Genomic DNA, 16,736 nt, shown 5'->3' with positions numbered 1-16,736 from the left:
TCCTATATGTAAATAACAATAGAAAGCAGATGATAAAATGAGTAAAGAAGAGCTTGTGAAACAACAGTTTGGTAATAATGCTGAAAAATATGTAAAAAGTAAAATTCATGCTAATGGACCAGACTTACAATATATAGTTCAACAAGTTGAGTCTCGTCATAATAATCGTCTTCTTGATATTGCTACTGGCGGTGGACATGTTGCGAATATATTAGCTCCATTGTTTAAAGAAGTAGTTGCCTTAGACTTAACAGAAAAAATGTTAGAGAATGCGAAAAATTTTATTATCAGTAATGGACATGAAAATGTATCTTTTATTGTTGGAAACGCTGAAAGTTTACCGTTTGCTGATGGTTTTTTTGATACAATTACGTGCCGAATTGCAGCACATCATTTTACGAATCCACCTCAGTTTATATATGAAGTAAATCGTACGTTAGAACATAATGGATTGTTTATTTTAATAGATAATGTTTCACCGGAAAATAATGAATACGATACATTTTATAATTTTATAGAAAAAAAGCGGGATCCGAGTCATGAACGAGCGCTGAAAAAAACAGACTGGATTTCCTTGTTAGAAAAAAACGGTTTGCAAATGCAGTCATGTCTTACTTTTGACAAGAAATTTGAATTTGACTGGTGGTGCGATATGATGAATGTACCTTTGCTGAAACGTATGAAATTAACAGAGTGTATGATGAAAACACCAGTTGAAATGCAAGAATTCTTTAATATTCAAATTGAAAATAATAAAATAAATTCGTTTTATACTGAAATGGCATTGTTTGTATGTAAAAAAAGCGCGACATTAAAAAGATAAATTTCTTGCAGTCTTTTCAAAGTACGTTATACTTAGTACAGAGAAAATGAGAATTGAGGAAAAGTAATAATGATTCGCGTACGTATTGAAGGAACTGAAGAAGAAATGCTTGAATTTATGGAGAAAATGCCGGACATTCCTGGATTTGAAAAAACACATATGAGAGAACCGAGAAAAGGGAATAATCCAAAATACGATTCAAGTAAGAATGTATTAGCATATTTATCATATAAAAAGATTGAAGTCGCCAATAAATAGGCGGCTTTTTTAGTTGGCACTGTTTCACAGCCTTGTCTTTTTTACATAATAATAATAGTAGATTATGTTGAAGAGGGGTGAGGATAGTTAAAAAGAAAATCATCTTTTTTGGAGACTTTGGTATTGATGATGCTGTGGCGTTAATTTATGCAAATAAAACATGTAAATTAGATATTATAGGTATTGTTGCTGAATATGGGAATGTATCGCGAGAAATCGTAACAGAAAATGTGTATTTTTTAGAAAGATACTATGCTACAGAAGTGAAAATCATTGAGGGTGCAGCTAGACCAATGACAGCGGAAGAACCATTGTTCTTTCCCGAAATTCATGGGGAGCATGGCCTAGGCCCAATTATTCCACCTGATATGAGGATTTGTAAACGGAAAAATTTTTGTGAATTAATTAAATTAATTGAACCTTGTCCAGAAGATATTATTATCGTAGCGACAGGGCGTTTAACAACATTGGCAACGTTATTTTTATTATATCCAAATGTAATGGATAAGGTATGTTCATATTATATTATGGGCGGTGCGTTTTTATTTCCTGGTAACGTTACTCCTGTATCAGAAGCTAATTTTTATGGGGATCCAATCGCCGCAAATATTGTGATGAAGTACGCAAAAAATGCGACTATTTATCCGTTAAATGTAACGCAAGCAGCCCTCATTACTCCTGAAATGGTGGATATTATTAATAAAGAAGGAACAGGACAGGCGAAACTTATTAAACCGATGATCGATTTTTATTATGAGAACTTTTATAAAAAAGAATACCCGGGTATTGCTGGAAGTCCGATTCACGATTTACTTCCGTTCATTTCCTTTATTAATGATGATATTTTTGAATATAAAAAGTCAGCAGTTTGGATCAGTACGACAAATGACGTAACAAGAGGACAAAGTGTGGCAGACTTTAGAAAAATAGCCGAGCCAACAACATTTGATAATAGACCAATTCAAAAAATTGCAGTTGGTTTTGACTATCCTGCATTTAAAGAAGAGTTTATGCGGACAATATTAAAGCCTGACTGTCCTTAATATGTGTATTACGAATAACATCAACCTCGAGTCGAAAAACTGGCCGTTCATTATTTTGAAATAATCTAATAGTTGATCTGTATGAATAACTATTGAAAAATGTAACATAACTAATGGTAAGCAATTGTTTCTAATTATATTTTGATTGGTAAAATATAAAGGAGGTTATCATATGATTTGGTCTTTAATCGTCGGTGGTATATTAGGATGGCTTGCGAGCTTAATTACTGGAAAGGACGTACCTGGTGGTGTAATTGGTAATATTATTGCTGGTATTATCGGTTCATGGATTGGTTCGAAATTACTTGGTAGTTTTGGTCCAGTCATTGGTGGATATGCAATTATTCCAGCTTTAATCGGTGCGATCGTTTTAATTTTCATCGTAAGCTTCTTATTACGAGCAATGCGAAAATGAATGTAAGGACTGTTTACATTTGTAAGCAGTCCTTTTTATATGTTATGCTAGTATTATACAATCAGGAGGTGTCAGCATTGAAAACATTTACAGTAAATTTCCATCAAGAAGATAATGCTAAAGCGACAACAGTACATAAATTAAGTGAAGAGGACTTCAACAAAGCAACAGAAAAAGGCACTCGTCATCTATTTGATTTAGATACAAACGTTGGATTCTTCGTATTCTTTGACGCAGAAGATGCAGAAGGAAACGATCAATACTTAATGTTACAATACGAAGGTGATCATGAAGAGCCAACTGCGTGCTACGGATTTGATTTAAAACTATACTATCAATTTTTAGCACTGTACTTAAATGATCTTGAGTTCCAAGGTGAAACAGATGAAGAAGAGGAAGAGTATGGCCCAATTCATCATTTAGCTCACTTGCTTTATCATATTGTTGAAGATGGTAAGTCAATCGAAGTGTAAAAATACATATGTAAAGCTGTCCTTTTTGGACAGCTTTTTTTATTATTATGATGAATGTTATGGTTTGCATTATGGTAAATGGATTTCTGATGGTGATAAATGGTTTGATTAAACAGAAAAAGCAACAAAGAAGACTCATCTTTCTTTGTTGCTTTTTCTACGTTTCAGGAAGGATTGCAGTGTAAATGGCGAGAAGGGATATATAAGGAGATGGGAAAAATGATAAATAATACAATTCCAAGTTTTTTGAAAGTATGGGAAAGTGATAATGTAGAATTAGAAGTTCTTAACCAATATTTCATTTCGCATCCAGAGATATTTGAAGAATACTTTAAGTATCATTGTCCACATACGAGAGAACGTCTTTCTACTGCCATTAAACAATATCCCGCAAAAATAGAAGGTATTCATATCATTGCAGAAACATTACCGATTATTATTCAAGAGATAACGAATGAATATCATAATAATTATAACTTTGATTTAAATATGAAGTTTCATTTATTTGTTGGAGCTTTTGGCTCTAATGCATTTGTAGAAAGGGAAATTATTGGAGACATCTTTTTTGCGGCAGAAAAATTATCTCCAGATGTAAATCACCTTCGTGTTATTGTCGCTCACGAAATAGGACATATATATCATAATGTTATGTTACAAAATGATGGAATGGATTGGACAAAAGCTGAGTGGACTGACGCGGCAGTTACTTTGTATCGTGAAGGTGTTGCAACATATTTATCAAAGCAAATTATAAAAGGCGTAAATGAATCAGTGTACTACTCATATAACAATGATGGTGAACGTTGGTTACAATGCTATATAGAAAATGAAAAACAAATAAAGAATCGTTTTTTGGAAGATTATATAGAAGGATGGACGTTCGAAAAAGAGAAAGAGTGGTTCCGGTTATCTGGCGGACAATACTTTGGATACAACCGAATTGGTTATTTTTTAGGAACAGCTTTTGTAGAGGATGTTGTACAAGCACTAGGAGAAAGTGAAGCATTTATTTTTTGGAACAAATATAATTTGAAAAGTAGCGTAATGGATTGGTTATCGAAAGGAATAAGATTATAATAGGGGGCTGAAATGTATGAAAGTGTATGTAAAGATAGCTATGTTATTTCTCGTTTTTACATGCCTATTGGCATTAGTAGCATGTAAAGGGACAGACGAAAAAAAGGAAACAAACTCAACCTCTGAAAATAGTAAAAACGAACAAAATAATTCTTCTGAAGAAAAGAAAGAGCCTGAAGCAAAATCAAATAATGAAGGATCAGCAAAACCAAAGACAGATTCAAGCACGAAAGATACAGTAATCAATCAAAAATCAATTAACCACATTAAAGATTTGTTTGAACTAGCGAAAGAAGGAAAAGTACCTAATGTTCCGTTCGCAGCTCATACAGGAGATATTGAAGAAATAGAAAAAGCGTGGGGGAAAGCAGATAAAACAGAACAAGCAGGTAACGGAATGTACGCTACCTTTACAAATAAAAATGTTAGCTTCGGTTTTAATAAAGGATCACAAGTTTTTGATGTACGCTCCTATCATGCAGAACTGAAATCAATTACATTACAAGATATAGAGAAAGCATTAGGAAAACCAACTTCAGTTAAGGTAAATGGGGAAGACAAAATATATGTATATAAAGTAAACAATCAGTTTGAGTTAAAATTCATTATTCCAAAATCGACTGGGAAGGTAAATCATATTTCGGTATTTTCACCAGAAGATAGTATTAATAAAATGGCAGGGTAAAAAAAAGGATGAGGGACGCAGCCTATAAAACATGGGGAGTATGTTCTGAAATATCTTTTTTTATTTTATTACGCTCTAAATTTTGAACAAAAAGAGCTTGAATAATGCCCCCAATTATTAAGAAACAAGCACAAATATAAAATAGCATACTACCGTTTAGTTTACTTAGTAAAACCGCACCAATAACAGGACCGCACGTTCGAGATATATCCCAATGTAATCCATAAATTGAAAAATACAATCCACGTTTATCTGTAGGAGCGATTTCTGAAACGAATCGAAGTAAATGGTTGAAAGCAATACTTTCTCCAATGACTAAAAAGAGTAATGTGAAAAATAGTGACAAGATTGTTGCTGAAAATCCGTAGCCAATTGCAGTTATCGTAAAGCAGGTGTAAGAAATAAGTATAATTTTCGCCATAGAAAATCGTTCAGACCATTTCACGAGAAAGATTTGCAGAATGATTTCCATAATAGCTTTGCATGTTGAAATAAAAGCAAGCATGAATACGAAATCTGGAAATATATCTTTAGCGAAAATGCGATAATTTGTCTCAGTTTGAGCATAAAAAAAGCTAATAGGAATTGTAGAAATCATAAGTCCCAAAACGGCGTAATGTTTGTGTACAAATTGTTTTGGAGATGATACTTCAAATTTTTGCTTTGGTGTTGTAAGTACTGGAGCAGTTTCTGGAAGCTGCGTCCATACAACTACTGCATATACCATAAGTGTAATGCTTTGCATTATAAATAAATATTCAGGGTGAGTTTGATAAAAGATAGCACCAATTATTGGACCAATTACGGAACCAATTGCAGCCATTGTATGCAAAAGAGCAAAAATTTCTGCTTGTTGTTTTTGTTTTGTTAAATCAGCAATTTGTGCACGTTGAGCGGGAATATATAAGGAACGGCCAACCCCATTTATGACGTATAACAGTGCAAATATAAAAACAGATTGAGCAAAGACGAAGCTGCCGATTGCAACGCCTTGTAGCAATAATCCGAGCAACATAATTTTCTTTCGCCCATATTTATCAGTAACTCCCCCAGCAATAAGTGTAAATATGATGTCTGAAAGAGGTTGTAGTCCAAAAATGAGCATGGTGATTATTATATTACCGTTTAACATTTTATTAACGTAAATAATCATAATGAGAGCTAACATGGATTCAGTTGTTCGGGTTAATAATTCGCCCCACAGTCTTATAATGATTGGTTTATTATAACGTAGTAAAAGATTGTTCAATATTAATTCCTCCTTTCTATATTGAAATGATAAGATGAAAGGAGAATTGGAAAAAGGGTAGAAAGAATAAGGAGTATTTTTCACCTTTTAGGGGGAATATGATGTTTATTTTAGATCAATACATTGAACTATGGATTGCCTATGGCAAAAGGGAAAAAGAAGGAGAACAATTAGAAATAACAGTGCAAAATATATCCGAAATATTATTTTGTACGGAACGTAATAGTAAATTAATAATAAAAAAATTAGAAGAACTACGTTGGATTACTTGGTTTCCAGGGCGTGGAAGAGGGAATCGTTCTAAACTAATATTTCAAAAGCAACCGATGACATTAATTTTAGAAAAAGGAAAAGAATTAACGAAAAAAGGAGATGTGAAAAGTGGAATCTCATTTGTAGAACGCTACAGCTCACAATTTCCATCAATAAAGAAAGAGTATGAAGCTTGGGTAGATTCCATATTTGGTCATCAAATAGAACGGACACCTGAAGGAAGAAAAGACGTACTTCGTTTACAAGTACAAATGAACCTGGACATCGCTTTAGATCCAGTTTACGCTACGATGCGCTCAGAATGTCATATGGTTAAACATATTTTTGATACACTCGTATATGTGAATGAGGAAACAAATTGTATAGAGCCAAGACTTGCTTTTCACTGGCAATATAATGACGCTGACAAGGTTTGGACATTTTATTTAAGAAAAGGCATTTATCTTCATAATGGAAAACGACTTACTGCACATGATGTTATCCATTCATTGAATCGATTTATGAAAACTGAAAACAACCCACACGCATGGATGTTACAACATGTTGAAAGCGTCCGTGCAGTGGATGAATGTGTTGTTGAAATTCAATTACATGCTGAAAATAGGATGTTTTTACATATGCTTAGTGCAGAACAGTGTTCTATCGTACATGAAGATGAAACAGGAAACTTCATTGGTACTGGGCCTTTTACATTACGAGAGAAGAATGCATATTTATTTGTACTAGAAGCACATGATTTATATTATCGCGAAAGACCTTTCCTTGATCGAATTGAACTGTTGAATGTGGAGCAAAGTGTAAATACATATGACGTGTTAGTAAAGGCGCAGTATAAAGATAAAGAAAAACATAATAAAGAAATTTCTCGGCTTGAATCGAACGTAACATATGTAACGTGCAATCTTGTAAAAGAAGGACCAATGCAAGATGAGCTACTTCGAAAGGCGCTACATCAAATTATTCATGGCGATAAAATTGTTCAAGAACTCGGCGAAGAACGCGGAGAAGTGGCAAAGAAACTAATATTAGCAAATGAAAGCATAGTAGAAATTGAGGAAGATATAGAAAGTTTAATTAAGAGAAGTAAATATCATAATGAAGTGCTACAACTTTATACATTTACAGGACGAGATCACGTTGAAGATGCACAATGGATACAAAAAGAGTGTGCGAAGTACGGGATTTATGTAGAAAATAATTTTCTTGAAATAGAAGATTTATTAGAAATGAGTACGATACAAAAGGCTGATATGATGCATGATAGTGCAACAATTAGCGAGCGAATAGAAGATAGTCTGCTTTATATGTATCTGACAAAAAACAGTTTTATTCATGGGCAAAGCAGCATGGACTTTCATAAAACGTTGTTCCCATATTTTAAAAAAGAACAATTAGAGAATAGAGTTACATTGTTACGCGATATTGAGGACACTTTGTTACGTCATATTCATATTATTCCTTTATACCGTAACAAACAACAAGTAACTTCTCACGAAAAAGTACAAAATATAATGATTAATTCACAAGGGTGGATTGATTTTTATGAAATATGGTTTACATGTTGATAAATAAGGGTTTTTACGCATTTTACATGATGTGTAAGAGCCTTTTTTTCGTGTGTGAAACAGGTTTGTTTTACACATTGTTACGCTACTTATGATAAAAGTCTATTTACAGCGTAACAGTGTTATGTTACATTGTTGTCAGGAAGGAGTGTTATACAGTTGAGTACAGATTTAATTTCAAAAAAAGATTTATTAGAACTAACTGGTATTTCATACGGACAGTTATATAGGTGGAAAAGAAAAAATTTAATACCGGAAGATTGGTTTGTACGAAAGTCAACATTCACGGGTCAAGAGACATTTTTTCCGAAAGAAAAGATATTAGAGCGTATTGATAAAATCCAAACGATGAAAGAAGATTTATCACTTGATGAACTAGCAAATATGTTTTCACCGAGTGTTAGAGAAATTCTTTTAACAAAAGAAGACGTCTTACGTAAAGGAATTGCATCAGAGCCAGTTTTACAATTCTTCATAGAACAAACGAATAAAACAACAGAGTTTCAATTTGTAGATATTCTTTATGTGTATATGTTAGAAGAGTTACTACAATCGGGAGAGATTAGTTTAGAAGAAGGAAAAATGGTCTTGCAAGTTTTACGTGAAAATTATGAAGCGATTAAGCATAAAACTTGTGACTTAATCATCGTCCGAAAGTTAGGGATTTCTACATGTTTCTTAGTTTCAAATGTGGACGATTTAATTTTTGAAAAAGGTACTAAAATTGTTTTACGCGAAGCGATTATGAAATATACCGAAGCATTAAAAACGAAACTGTTGTAGTGGAGGAGAAAGTATGCGTACAGATAATTTGATTATAAATGGTTACGGTTCATCGAATGGCGGCGAATTTCATAAAGTGCAATTAAATGGAAAAGGGACTGTTAATGGAAATATTGAATGTGACCAGTTTGAATGTAACGGTTACGGTGCTGTTACTGGAAATTTGAAAAGTAGCAATGCAAGAATTAGTGGATCAGGTAAAGTTGATGGTACAGTTATTGCGGAAACGATGCGAATTGATGGGAAAGCAACAATTACGCAAGATGTGAAGGCAAACAGTTTAAAAATTGCAGGAAAAGGTACAGTAGGTGGAAATGTAACTGGAGAAGAATTTAAAATCAACGGTCAAGCAACGATTGATGGGAATTGTGAAGTGGATACTTTTTCTTCAGAAGGACAATTTACAATTGGTGGATTATTAAGCGCCGATGAAATAAATATTAATATTCACGGTACATGTCGAGCAAAAGAAATTGGTGGTCAAACGATTAAAGTAAAACATAGACTAAGTACTTTTAGTAGACTGTTTAAATCAGTATTTGGTATACAATTAGAGGCTGAACTATTAGAAGGTGACAATATTGATATTGATTATGCTCACATAAAAACGGTAAGAGGAAACAATGTGACAGTAGGAGCGAACTGTGAGATTGAACTCATTGAATATACGGGTGTTCTTACTGTCGATAAAAGCGCAAATGTAAAAGAAATGAAGCAGATTTAATGGAAGGGAGAAAGTAATATGGAAGATCAACATAGTCTTACTGTTAATGGTTCTGGTAGTTCAGCAGGCGGGGATTATAACAAAGTGAAGATTCGCGGTGAAGGAACGATTTCTAATGATATGAGTTGTAATGAATTTAAAACGTACGGCACGAGTGAAGTGCGCGGTAATATGAAAGTGAAAAATTATGTCGTGTATGGAGATAGTGAAGTACGAGGAAATGTAACTGCGGAATATGTAAAAGTATACGGAAATACACAAATGAATAGTGATGCCCATATTGAAAAAACGAAAGTAAGAGGTATGATAGAAGTTAAAGGGAAGTTTACTGGTGATTTCGTAGATGTGAAAGGCGCTTTAAATGTGAAAGGAGATATTGAAGTTGAAGAACTATCACTAACTGGTGGCCTTGAAAGTGATGGATTACTTAATGCTGAAAATATTGAAATTTCACTTCGTTATGAAGGCAGCAAAGTGAGAGAAATCGGCGGTAAAAAGATTACCGTTCGTAAAAAAGCGAGATTTATTCCATTTACAAGTCATGCTGGAAGCCTCCAAACGTCTATCATTGAAGGAGATGAAATTTATTTAGAGCATACGATTGCTGAAGTAGTACGAGGAAATAACGTTACCATTGGTCCAGGATGTGAAATTAGTGTTGTAGAATATCATACTAGTTTTAATCAAAAAGGTAATGCAGTTGTAAAAGAACATAAACAAATATAAGTAGTACGAGGGAGAGCAAGGTTATGGTTGAGAAGAATAATAAGCTCGGCTTTGTTGTGGCGGGCTTATTGCTAGGTATTTTAATGGCATCAATGGATAATACCATTGTCGTAACGGCGATGGGAACGATTGTTGGTGACTTAGGAGGCCTTGAAAACTTTGTATGGGTCGTTTCTGCCTATATGGTTGCAGAAATGGCAGGTATGCCGATATTCGGAAAACTATCAGATATGTATGGTAGAAAGAGATTCTTTATTTTCGGTTTAATCGTCTTTATGATTGGTTCGGCACTTTGTGGTACTGCTGAAAATATTACACAGTTAGGTATTTATCGTGCCATTCAAGGTATTGGCGGCGGGGCATTAGTGCCGATCGCGTTTACTATCGTTTTTGATATTTTTCCTCCTGAAAAGCGCGGGAAGATGGGTGGATTATTCGGAGCAGTATTTGGTTTATCAAGTATTTTTGGTCCGCTGCTTGGTGCGTATATTACAGATTACATAAGCTGGCACTGGGTATTTTACATTAACTTACCGCTTGGCGTTTTAGCACTTATTTTTATTACATTCTTTTATAAAGAATCACGAGTTCATAGAAAGCAAAAAATTGATTGGTTTGGCGCAATTACTTTAGTTGGTGCAGTAGTTTCGCTAATGTTTGCTTTAGAACTAGGTGGACAAAAGTATGATTGGGATTCTAACTTTATTTTAAGCTTATTTGGCGGATTCGTTATTTTAATTATTGCATTTATTTTTATTGAACGTAAAGTAGAAGAACCGATCATTTCATTTGAAATGTTTAAACAACGTTTATTCGGAATGAGTACCATTATTGCATTATGTTACGGTGCTGCGTTCATGTCAGCAACTGTATACATACCGTTATTCATTCAAGGTGTATACGGTGGTAGCGCAACAAACTCAGGATTATTACTTTTTAGGATCAGTCGTAACAGCTCAATTAGGTGGATTTTTAACGACGAAGCTTAGCTACCGAAACATTATGATTATTTCTGCTGTTATTATGCTAATTGGACTATTCTTATTAAGCACATTAACGCCAGAAACAAGTCGTATATTATTAACGGTTTATATGATTATTATTGGATTTGGAGTAGGTTTCTCATTCTCTGTACTAAGTATGGCAGCTATTCACAACTTCGGTATGGAACAGCGCGGATCTGCAACTTCAACGAGTAATTTCATTCGTTCATTAGGAATGACACTTGGTATTACAATCTTCGGAATGATTCAAAGAACAGGTTTCCAAGATCAATTAGAAGAAGCTTTTAAAGGTATGAGCGGAGGAATGAATACAAACGCTTTAGGAGATTCAAGAGCTATTCTATCAGAATCGGCAAGATCTCAAATCCCGCCGCAAATATTAGATAAAATTATTGACGCTCTTTCTAGCTCCATTGTTCAAACATTTATGTGGGCATTAGTACCAGCAGGTCTAGCATTCATATTTATTTTCTTTATGGGAAATGAGCGTATGGTAATTAAGAAACAGCAAACGAATAAAAAGAGTGAAACATCAAAAGCGTAATGAAAAAGCTCCTTTCCAATTGGAAAGGAGCTTTTTCGTATGTACGGATTTAGATTAGCCTTCGATAATTTCGTATTCTTCGTCTGCTAATAATAAAATTTGTGTTTTCTTACCTTTGTTTTGAACTTCGATTACATCGTATGCACCTAAGTCTCTTAGTTTGTTTTGAGAAGCGTTAACCATAACTTCCATAGAATCAATTAAGATATCTTCTTCAATGTATGATTCAGGCAATGCCATATCTTCTGTTTCTAATACACATGCATATAGATTTTGTAAGTTTTCAGTAGTTGGGTTTTGTTCCTCAACATCAATGATGTTCTTTACTGTATCCATATTTTCTTCTTTTGCTTGGTACACTTTAATTTTAGCCATTGTTTTATTCTCCTTTATAACGTAATCGTAGAGGCTACACCTTATTATAACGTTTTTTTCATGAAAGATGAAATTGTTATATGTATTTATAGGGAAATTTATGTGCTATTACTCATTATTGGCGTAATTTCATTATTAATGTGATAAGTAAGTACCTATATTCCTGAGTTAAAGTTATATTGTCCAAGCTTTTTTATACTCCGTTCATAGTATATGTATTAGATAAAACATATAGGGAAGGGATGGAGTGTAAGTGGGTTGTGAGCCGAAACGAAATTATCAATGCTGCCAAAATAGTATTTGTGAATTTTTGCGAAGTCTAGAGTCTTTTACAAAGGTTGAGAGTATTGTAATCGCCGGAAACGAAATTGTTGTATCTTATTTTCTTTCATTTAATAAGAGGAATGGTATCGTATCCTTCGTACAAGAGGACAATGAGGTTATTTTTGTAGATTGCTCTAGGATTGATGCAATTCGAATAGGAAAAGTTTGTAGTTGTAAAACGAAAGTTAAATTTATTGAAGAGGATTTTAGTTTACTTGGGAATGTTTGTTCGCAATGTTTAACAGAGGGTAGTACACTCTTTTTTGACTTTCACAATCCAGAATTGAATTTATCACTACAAGCAAAAACAATTGATGCACCTAGTTGTACTGAATTTATAGATGAACTGGGGAATGTCGTAAAGCAAATTACTATAATAGGTGAAGCGATAGTTTCTAAAGATTTTGTTCAAGTGCCGGAACTATTAAACTTTCGACTAGTTTTATCTGATACGGCTGCGAATCCTTTAAAGTTTGGAATACTGTTCATAAATTTCCCTGATCTTACGTTTATTATTCTTTTCGCATCGAGTGGATACCTCAACATTTCGAACTGTTTGAAAATCGAGAGTGGAACTGGTAATGCTGAGATAGAAGAGATGAAAAAGATGATAATGAATGACAATAATACGTACACGTCAGTTGTAAAATTGACTAAAGTATATAAAAACGGAGGAACAGAATCATATATTTATAAGAATGAGTTATAACAAATGTATTTAAATGAGCCCTCAAACCATCGTTGAGGGGTGTTACATAATAAAAGATTATAGATTGTAAATTACTATTAAGTATATTTACTGTTAACCTTTATACTGGGCAGTCATTTACTATTCATTAGATGTTATAATAATTTTATATTTATGAATAATTTATAATTATATGGAGTTTAGTAGCCGTTTGCTTATATGTAGAATAAAAGGACTTATGAAAGAAGTAGAAGTACATTGAGTCTAACGAAAGAAGGAATTTGAATGATATATGAAGCGAGTATACATACGAGAGAAAAATTAGTTACTATGTTCGAGGATTTCAATAACGTTGTTTTACTTTCTTATTTACAAGGACATATGGGTACTGCTTGGGTAAATGATCTTGAAAACCCAACAGTAGCGCAAGTTACGGTAGGGATTTTCACATTTTATGCTGGGGATCCAAATAGGAAAGAAACAGAAGAATTACTACGTAACATTCCTGATAGAATGTTAGTAATCGTAAATAGTGAAGAGTGGAAAAAGCGTTTAGAAACATTTTACGAAAGAAAAATAGATAAGTTTTTACGCTATAAATTCAAACGTAATGCGGAAGTTTTTAATCGTTCAAAATTACAATCTTTTATATCAGCGCTTCCAAAAGGATACGAGTTACGAAGAATAGATGAACATATCGTAAATATCCCTACACTACATAAGGTCTCTGAAGATTTTACAAGTCAATTTCAATCAGTAGAAGATTATTTAAAACGAGGTATAGGGTATAGTATTTTGTACCAAGGTGAAGTTGTATGCGGTGCATCATCGTATAGCATTTATGATAATGGGATTGAAATTGAAGTGGCGACTGATCACAATCATAGAAGAAAAGGGTTGGCGACTATAGTTAGTGCAGCGCTAATCTTGGCCTGCTTAGAAAAAGAGATATATCCAAACTGGGATGCTGCGAATACTACGTCTGCTAAACTGGCAGAAAAACTAGGATATGTTTTTGATAAGGCATATGATACGTATTTTGTGGATAATAGATGAAATCATTTTTAAATAAAAGAGCAGCTAGCAAAAGCTAACTGCTCCTCTCCAAAGCAGAATGGAGAAATACAATCATGTTACTTACATTATTGACAGAACAGTAATTTTTAATCCAATAACTATAAAAGTTTAGATAAAATATCTTTGATTAAACCTGAGGCACCGATAAAGAGTACTGATAAAAAAACGATTGAGAATATACTTTTTTTAGGTTTTTTAAATTCTAGGTAAATGTTAAAAATAGCACCAATTGCAACTACAATAAAGATAACGAGTCTTATTACATCTATCATGAATAACGCTCCTTTTAATTACTTAATTGTATTATATAGGAATTCACCTTCAGATTAGTTTATTGGAATACGAATTAAGGTAATTTTAAACAAAATAATCTTTTATACAAAAGTAAGGTTAGTGGAAAAAGGAAACGTATGTAGTAATTGTATAACTTGTAGAAGCTGATGGTGACCAAATAAAGTACGGTTATTATTTGAGTGGTCTAGTAATTTATATTTTTGTATACGCTCTCTTTAGGCATACTTACAACTTAAATAATAAAACATGCTTATCATAATGATCTAAACACCAATTATATTTTTTTAGAATAATTGGATGAACTACTTCTTTCGTAGTATCAACCTCAGTATAGCCATATTTCTTATAAAAGTTTTGTAATTCCTCAAAAGGAAGACAGTATACATGTTGTACTTGTAATTTCTTCGCAGTTTCTACTAAAAATGAAACAAGTTCCCCAGCTAATTGTAGGCCTCTAAATTTAGTGAGAATAAAAATCCCGCCCATTTCCATCGTATCTTCATCTATTTGGACTAATCGGCCAACACCTGCATACTCGTTGTTGTAAGTAATAATTGCAACTTTATCCCTTTTTAAATCACTTCTTACAAAACCTATTGAGTCATATTGATTATTAATCCATTCTAAATCATTAGATGTGGCTAGTTGAATACTCATATACGCCCTCCTTCAGAATACTAGCTCTATCTTCAGTATATAGAACGTAAGATGCTATATCAAAAAAACTAGCTATAGCACATTTGTTTAAGTTATTAGTTGAAGGTGTGGGTTTGTTGGTATTGAAATGATAGCTTCACCAAACAGAGGATAATAACCTTGTGAATTTAGTGTTACATAGTCAAAATGAAAATTAGTTCATGCGTTCGGTAACGCATTATTGTTTAAGCGTATAGAGTTTATAGGGTTAGTAGCTACTGTATTAATTGAAACTATTAAGGAAAAGTGGTAATCATCAGTCTGAGTGATAAAAATCCTCCAGAAAAAGAAAAGGGATATAAATATAAGAGCACTTCGAAAAGTGCCCTTCAGTAACGACTACTCATTCTAAAAAGAAAGGATGCAATATATCATATGAAGTTAAGTGTATTTAATTATGGGCCTTTATATAAAAGTTTTATTTTGTTTTAAATAAATAGGCGGTTGTTTCCTCAACTACCTTTCAGTAAAACAAAGCACTTTTTCTGAAATAAATTATGGATGGTTCCTCAAAAAGGCTATAGGATATACTCATATTTTTATAACTAAAGTGACGAGCTTAGGTTATAAGAAAGGAAAAATTATATTGTATGAAATCTATTCTAGAATAGTCACAAACAAAGCTGTCTTCCTATTAGAAGGCAGCTTTTTGTTATTAGAAAAAAGAATTAGAAATAAAATAAAAATTCAAGTTACTTGTCCAAACAATATTTTTTAAAATACATAAAATGCTAGTAGTTAGCCAATATTGTCATATTGCTAATTTTTTAGACTACAAGGGGTGATTTTATGTGTGATTGTGAAGTTTGTAGAAGAAAGAAAAACCGAGATCCATTAAATCGGGAGTTTGAGCCGAAAAAACGAGTTTCTGAGCCAATAAAACAGGATTGCGAACCAAAAAAAGGGGATTCTGAGCCAATAAAACAGGATTGCGAACCAAAAAAAGGGGATTCTGCACCAATAAAACAGGATTGCGAACCAAAAAAAGGGGACTCTGAATCAATAAAACAGGATTCCGAAACATTAAATTCTTATTCATTTAGTAAAAATCCGAATTTTTTAGAAGAAGCTATACAAGCAGATGAAATCGATCAAGTTTCTGAGGAATATATTGAAATAGTTGATTCAGCAGATGTACAAGTTACTACTACAGATACAAAAGCTGCGCTATCTATTCAAGCGGCATTACAAGCAGCTATTGTGGTTGTAGTAAGTATTTCTATAGCAGATAGTGAAAAGGCAGATAAAATAACACAAGAATTATTTCAAAAATCATCTATTAAACAAATTAATAGACAAAAAACATTTATTAAAAATTCCAGAAACGTAACTGTAACAACTACTGATACAGATATTGCAGTGAATGTTCAAATTCTCCTTCAAATTTTATTAGCTTTATTAGTTAAACTAAATATTTTATAATGTTTCTAATCTGTTTATATTTAGCTATAGGGGTTCACTCTAAGCAAATATTTTTTGTTGTAATATGTGGTACAAGCTTGGAATTCTTATTATGACTGAATTAATATTCAAGATTAATGGGAAAGTAAGTGTGGAAAACTGCAAAATAGTAAAATTTAAATACATTATTTAACAGTAAATGAAACTTATGTTTATGTGAAGGAAAGTTGTCTTCTTAT

General features: G+C 33.0%; 18 protein-coding genes and 1 pseudogene. 15 read left to right on the top strand and 4 right to left on the bottom strand.

Going from position 1 to position 16,736, the window contains the following annotated elements; all coding sequences use genetic code 11:
- Nucleotides 1-37 precede the first annotated feature (37 nt).
- The 7 genes from ACSG5Z_RS06720 to ACSG5Z_RS06690 all read left to right on the top strand — a co-directional run bounded on the left by ACSG5Z_RS06720 (nucleotide 38) and on the right by ACSG5Z_RS06690 (nucleotide 4,774).
- The gene (locus ACSG5Z_RS06720) at nucleotides 38-823 is read left to right on the top strand and encodes a class I SAM-dependent methyltransferase (protein ID WP_435711130.1); all 786 of its coding nucleotides are present in this window, start codon (nucleotides 38-40) and stop codon (nucleotides 821-823) included.
- Nucleotides 824-892: 69 nt separating this feature from the next.
- The gene (locus ACSG5Z_RS06715; protein WP_000621879.1) at nucleotides 893-1,081 is read left to right on the top strand and encodes a DUF3970 family protein; all 189 of its coding nucleotides are present in this window, start codon (nucleotides 893-895) and stop codon (nucleotides 1,079-1,081) included.
- A 77-nt stretch (nucleotides 1,082-1,158) separates the two neighbouring features.
- Entirely contained in the window at nucleotides 1,159-2,124 is a 966-nt protein-coding gene (locus ACSG5Z_RS06710; protein WP_435711127.1) for a nucleoside hydrolase, read from the top strand.
- 172 nt (nucleotides 2,125-2,296) lie between these two features.
- Nucleotides 2,297-2,539 carry a GlsB/YeaQ/YmgE family stress response membrane protein gene (locus ACSG5Z_RS06705; protein WP_000638305.1) on the top strand — a complete coding sequence of 81 codons (243 nt, stop codon included), beginning with the start codon at nucleotides 2,297-2,299 and terminating at the stop codon, nucleotides 2,537-2,539.
- A gap of 77 nt (nucleotides 2,540-2,616) precedes the next feature.
- Nucleotides 2,617-3,012, top strand: coding sequence for a hypothetical protein (locus tag ACSG5Z_RS06700; RefSeq protein ID WP_000847587.1), 396 nt, complete (start codon nucleotides 2,617-2,619; stop codon nucleotides 3,010-3,012).
- A gap of 219 nt (nucleotides 3,013-3,231) precedes the next feature.
- Nucleotides 3,232-4,089, top strand: a complete 858-nt coding sequence (locus ACSG5Z_RS06695; protein ID WP_435711123.1) for a gluzincin family metallopeptidase — start codon at nucleotides 3,232-3,234, stop codon at nucleotides 4,087-4,089.
- Nucleotides 4,090-4,105: 16 nt separating this feature from the next.
- Nucleotides 4,106-4,774 carry a YjgB family protein gene (locus ACSG5Z_RS06690; protein WP_087983802.1) on the top strand — a complete coding sequence of 223 codons (669 nt, stop codon included), beginning with the start codon at nucleotides 4,106-4,108 and terminating at the stop codon, nucleotides 4,772-4,774.
- A 22-nt stretch (nucleotides 4,775-4,796) separates the two neighbouring features.
- Here the strand turns inward: ACSG5Z_RS06690 and ACSG5Z_RS06685 are convergent, their stop codons facing one another.
- Nucleotides 4,797-6,023: an MDR family MFS transporter gene (locus tag ACSG5Z_RS06685; RefSeq protein WP_435711121.1), complete on the bottom strand. Its 1,227-nt coding sequence runs from the start codon at nucleotides 6,021-6,023 to the stop codon at nucleotides 4,797-4,799.
- 101 nt (nucleotides 6,024-6,124) lie between these two features.
- Between ACSG5Z_RS06685 and ACSG5Z_RS06680 the strand changes: the two genes are divergently transcribed.
- From ACSG5Z_RS06680 to ACSG5Z_RS06660, 5 genes and pseudogenes are all read left to right on the top strand, one after another.
- Nucleotides 6,125-7,861 (top strand): ABC transporter substrate-binding protein, encoded by a 1,737-nt coding sequence (locus ACSG5Z_RS06680; RefSeq protein ID WP_435711119.1) that lies wholly within the window; start codon nucleotides 6,125-6,127, stop codon nucleotides 7,859-7,861.
- Between the two features lie 159 nt (nucleotides 7,862-8,020).
- Nucleotides 8,021-8,644 (top strand): YhbD family protein, encoded by a 624-nt coding sequence (locus tag ACSG5Z_RS06675; protein ID WP_087980731.1) that lies wholly within the window; start codon nucleotides 8,021-8,023, stop codon nucleotides 8,642-8,644.
- A 13-nt stretch (nucleotides 8,645-8,657) separates the two neighbouring features.
- Nucleotides 8,658-9,368, top strand: coding sequence for a bactofilin family protein (locus ACSG5Z_RS06670; protein ID WP_327972251.1), 711 nt, complete (start codon nucleotides 8,658-8,660; stop codon nucleotides 9,366-9,368).
- 18 nt (nucleotides 9,369-9,386) lie between these two features.
- Nucleotides 9,387-10,094 (top strand): cytoplasmic protein, encoded by a 708-nt coding sequence (locus tag ACSG5Z_RS06665; RefSeq protein WP_435711116.1) that lies wholly within the window; start codon nucleotides 9,387-9,389, stop codon nucleotides 10,092-10,094.
- Between the two features lie 23 nt (nucleotides 10,095-10,117).
- Nucleotides 10,118-11,642 (top strand): annotated as a pseudogene (locus tag ACSG5Z_RS06660) (MDR family MFS transporter).
- Between the two features lie 54 nt (nucleotides 11,643-11,696).
- On the opposite strand, the gene ACSG5Z_RS06655 reads toward ACSG5Z_RS06660, so the two are convergent.
- The gene (locus ACSG5Z_RS06655; protein ID WP_087983807.1) at nucleotides 11,697-12,017 is read right to left on the bottom strand and encodes a hypothetical protein; all 321 of its coding nucleotides are present in this window, start codon (nucleotides 12,015-12,017) and stop codon (nucleotides 11,697-11,699) included.
- Between the two features lie 253 nt (nucleotides 12,018-12,270).
- On the opposite strand from ACSG5Z_RS06655, the gene ACSG5Z_RS06650 reads away from it, so the two are divergent.
- Nucleotides 12,271-13,050, top strand: coding sequence for a BC_2878 family exosporium-associated protein (locus ACSG5Z_RS06650; protein WP_435711113.1), 780 nt, complete (start codon nucleotides 12,271-12,273; stop codon nucleotides 13,048-13,050).
- Nucleotides 13,051-13,314: 264 nt separating this feature from the next.
- Nucleotides 13,315-14,085, top strand: coding sequence for a GNAT family N-acetyltransferase (locus ACSG5Z_RS06645; RefSeq protein ID WP_087983809.1), 771 nt, complete (start codon nucleotides 13,315-13,317; stop codon nucleotides 14,083-14,085).
- Nucleotides 14,086-14,204: 119 nt separating this feature from the next.
- On the opposite strand, the gene ACSG5Z_RS06640 is transcribed toward ACSG5Z_RS06645, so the two are convergent.
- Both ACSG5Z_RS06640 and ACSG5Z_RS06635 read right to left on the bottom strand, forming a co-directional pair.
- Entirely contained in the window at nucleotides 14,205-14,378 is a 174-nt protein-coding gene (locus tag ACSG5Z_RS06640; RefSeq protein ID WP_088122379.1) for a hypothetical protein, read from the bottom strand.
- 247 nt (nucleotides 14,379-14,625) lie between these two features.
- On the bottom strand, nucleotides 14,626-15,057 hold the full coding sequence (locus ACSG5Z_RS06635) for a GNAT family N-acetyltransferase (protein ID WP_097891918.1): 432 nt from the start codon (nucleotides 15,055-15,057) through the stop codon (nucleotides 14,626-14,628).
- Nucleotides 15,058-15,885: 828 nt separating this feature from the next.
- Here ACSG5Z_RS06635 and ACSG5Z_RS06630 point away from each other — a divergent pair.
- Entirely contained in the window at nucleotides 15,886-16,518 is a 633-nt protein-coding gene (locus tag ACSG5Z_RS06630) for a spore coat protein (protein ID WP_435711110.1), read from the top strand.
- Nucleotides 16,519-16,736: the final 218 nt, after the last annotated feature.

It is taken from the genome of Bacillus pretiosus (assembly GCF_051294775.1).
GTDB classification, from domain to species: Bacteria; Bacillota; Bacilli; order Bacillales; family Bacillaceae_G; genus Bacillus_A; species Bacillus_A wiedmannii.
Note: the sequence above shows the minus strand (reverse complement) of the source record. Positions and strands in the feature narration are given on the sequence as shown.

Bases quoted from the DNA above. Each gene is read 5' to 3' on its own strand.
- ACSG5Z_RS06720 (WP_435711130.1), top strand. From the start codon at position 38: ATGAGTAAAGAAGAGCTTGTGAAACAACAGTTTGGTAATAATGCTGAA.
- ACSG5Z_RS06715 (WP_000621879.1), top strand. From the start codon at position 893: ATGATTCGCGTACGTATTGAAGGAACTGAAGAAGAAATGCTTGAATTT.
- ACSG5Z_RS06705 (WP_000638305.1), top strand. From the start codon at position 2,297: ATGATTTGGTCTTTAATCGTCGGTGGTATATTAGGATGGCTTGCGAGC.
- ACSG5Z_RS06695 (WP_435711123.1), top strand. From the start codon at position 3,232: ATGATAAATAATACAATTCCAAGTTTTTTGAAAGTATGGGAAAGTGAT.
- ACSG5Z_RS06690 (WP_087983802.1), top strand. From the start codon at position 4,106: ATGAAAGTGTATGTAAAGATAGCTATGTTATTTCTCGTTTTTACATGC.
- ACSG5Z_RS06680 (WP_435711119.1), top strand. From the start codon at position 6,125: ATGTTTATTTTAGATCAATACATTGAACTATGGATTGCCTATGGCAAA.
- ACSG5Z_RS06670 (WP_327972251.1), top strand. From the start codon at position 8,658: ATGCGTACAGATAATTTGATTATAAATGGTTACGGTTCATCGAATGGC.
- ACSG5Z_RS06665 (WP_435711116.1), top strand. From the start codon at position 9,387: ATGGAAGATCAACATAGTCTTACTGTTAATGGTTCTGGTAGTTCAGCA.
- ACSG5Z_RS06655 (WP_087983807.1), bottom strand. From the start codon at position 12,017: ATGGCTAAAATTAAAGTGTACCAAGCAAAAGAAGAAAATATGGATACA.
- ACSG5Z_RS06645 (WP_087983809.1), top strand. From the start codon at position 13,315: ATGATATATGAAGCGAGTATACATACGAGAGAAAAATTAGTTACTATG.
- ACSG5Z_RS06640 (WP_088122379.1), bottom strand. From the start codon at position 14,378: ATGATAGATGTAATAAGACTCGTTATCTTTATTGTAGTTGCAATTGGT.
- ACSG5Z_RS06635 (WP_097891918.1), bottom strand. From the start codon at position 15,057: ATGAGTATTCAACTAGCCACATCTAATGATTTAGAATGGATTAATAAT.
- ACSG5Z_RS06630 (WP_435711110.1), top strand. From the start codon at position 15,886: ATGTGTGATTGTGAAGTTTGTAGAAGAAAGAAAAACCGAGATCCATTA.